The following is a 1,753-nucleotide window of genomic DNA, read 5'->3' on the forward strand; positions in this document are numbered from 1 at the left end:
GCCCTCCCTTGGGGGACCAACGGGGGCTTGACCAAAACCAGATGTCCGCGCATTCATTCCTTGATTCAGCAACGCCGTTTGCTTTGTCCTTCTATTGGTTCCCGTTTTTGCTACCTACCTAGTCAATATCTCTGACGCACTTACGCACAATTGCTTATTAAGCCTTACCAAACACTATAAATAGTAGGTGGGCAAGGTTTTGCCCACCCTACAGGATGGTATTGACCTGGTGGCAACAATCATGCTATATTCACCTGCGTTACTTTTATCTAGCAATTCCATATCCCATCAGGTACCAAGTGATCCCCCTAAATCCCCCTTAAAAAGGGGGACTTTGAGGTAGAGTAGCGTACCTCATAACTGCGATAAACGCCCTTATGTCCACCCTGATCGAAAAAATTGCCTCAGACGAGGTGATAGATAAAGCCTATCAATGGTTGTGCCAAAAACGCGCACATTATCACCCTAATGCCGATGTCTGGCAGGTCAGGCGATGGTGGCATGAGAAAAAACCGCTTATACAAGGGCAAATTCGTTCGGGACACTATCAATTTCGGGAATTACGTTTAATTCGAGGTGAGGAGGAGTCCTATGAATGGTGGTCGTCAATGGATGCGTTGGTGTTGAAGGCGATCACAATAGTTTTGACGGAGGACTTGAAACCCGTCCTTTCCCCGCGATGTTTTCATTTAGCGGGACATGGTGGATTGAAGGGGGCGGTGCGAGAGGTGGCATCGAACGTATCGGATAATACTTTTGTCTTTCGCACGGATGTTAAAAGCTATTACGCCAGTATCAATCATTCTATTTTGATGGATATTGTGGGGAAATATGTCAGTGATGAAGCTGTTTTGTGTTTGTTATGGGGTTATTTGCGTCGCTATCAAAACATCCTGAAATTTGAGAACCCTGCGTCTTTAGACCGGGGATGAAAAAGAGAGACGGGGTTGACCCCGTCGTGTCCCTTTAGTCTTTGTCAATTTCAGACCTAACAAGTTTTTCCAGGAACTCTCCTACACTGGTATTAGAGTCTTTTGCTGACAATTGAAGCCATCTCCAAGTAGTCCCAGTCAACCAAACGGTATGGGGCTTCTTTAGTTCGTCATGGTGTACGGGTACTCCCCTCATTCTTTTTCTGGTTTTTCGCTCGTTTGTTGTTGACATATTTAGAACCAACGTTTATACTAATGGTATGCTAACAAATCAAGGAGGTGATAGAAAATGTATAGAACAATCCCGATTAGAGCAAAATTCTCAGAAGAAGAGAAAGCTTTTTGGGGATTCCAATGTGAACAGGCTAATAGCTTGTTTAACTGTGCTATTTATTACGCCAAGCAAAAACATTATGAATGGTTAAAAGAACAGGAGGCTTATACTACCTTTTGGCGCGGGGACGATTTAAGGTGTGGATGGAAAACGTATAAATGTTCGACCAAGTATCCTGAATTAGATCAAGCTTTAAAACTAAGCCCTCACTACAAAGGAATGGCGGCTCAATCTGCTCAACAGACCTTAAAAACTGTAGGAGAAGCAATATCTAGTTACAATAAACTTGTTGGGCTTTATTACAAAAATCAAGTAGACAAACCTAGATTTCCTCGATACAGAAAGAAAGGAGGACTAGCCGCTGTTACTTTTCCACAACAAGCTTTAACTTATAAAGAAGGATTATTTTACCCTTCAGTCAGTAAGGAAAGCAAACCTGAATTACTGACTGAAATAGCTTTAGAGCCTCCTGACTTTATAGACCCTG

The 1,753-nt window shown here is 42.9% G+C and carries 2 protein-coding genes and 1 pseudogene; 2 read left to right on the forward strand and 1 reads right to left on the reverse strand.

The annotated features are described in order from the left end of the window. The first annotated feature begins 377 nt into the window (after nt 1-377). The gene (locus F6K37_RS40890; protein ID WP_287257012.1) at nt 378-932 is read left to right on the forward strand and encodes an RNA-dependent RNA polymerase family protein; all 555 of its coding nucleotides are present in this window, start codon (nt 378-380) and stop codon (nt 930-932) included. A gap of 34 nt (nt 933-966) precedes the next feature. Here the strand turns inward: F6K37_RS40890 and F6K37_RS40895 are convergent, their stop codons facing one another. Beyond that, nucleotides 967-1,164: a hypothetical protein gene (locus F6K37_RS40895; RefSeq protein ID WP_287257013.1), complete on the reverse strand. Its 198-nt coding sequence runs from the start codon at nt 1,162-1,164 to the stop codon at nt 967-969. 57 nt (nt 1,165-1,221) lie between these two features. Between F6K37_RS40895 and F6K37_RS40900 the strand changes: the two are divergent. Beyond that, nucleotides 1,222-1,753: pseudogene (locus F6K37_RS40900) on the forward strand (RNA-guided endonuclease TnpB family protein); the annotation flags it as partial.

Source organism: Moorena sp. SIO4E2, from assembly GCF_010671945.1.
GTDB classification, from domain to species: Bacteria; Cyanobacteriota; Cyanobacteriia; order Cyanobacteriales; family Coleofasciculaceae; genus Moorena; species Moorena producens.

Excerpts from the sequence above, each read along its gene's own strand:
- F6K37_RS40890 (WP_287257012.1), top strand. The coding sequence starts at position 378 with ATGTCCACCCTGATCGAAAAAATTGCCTCAGACGAGGTGATAGATAAA.
- F6K37_RS40895 (WP_287257013.1), bottom strand. The coding sequence starts at position 1,164 with ATGTCAACAACAAACGAGCGAAAAACCAGAAAAAGAATGAGGGGAGTA.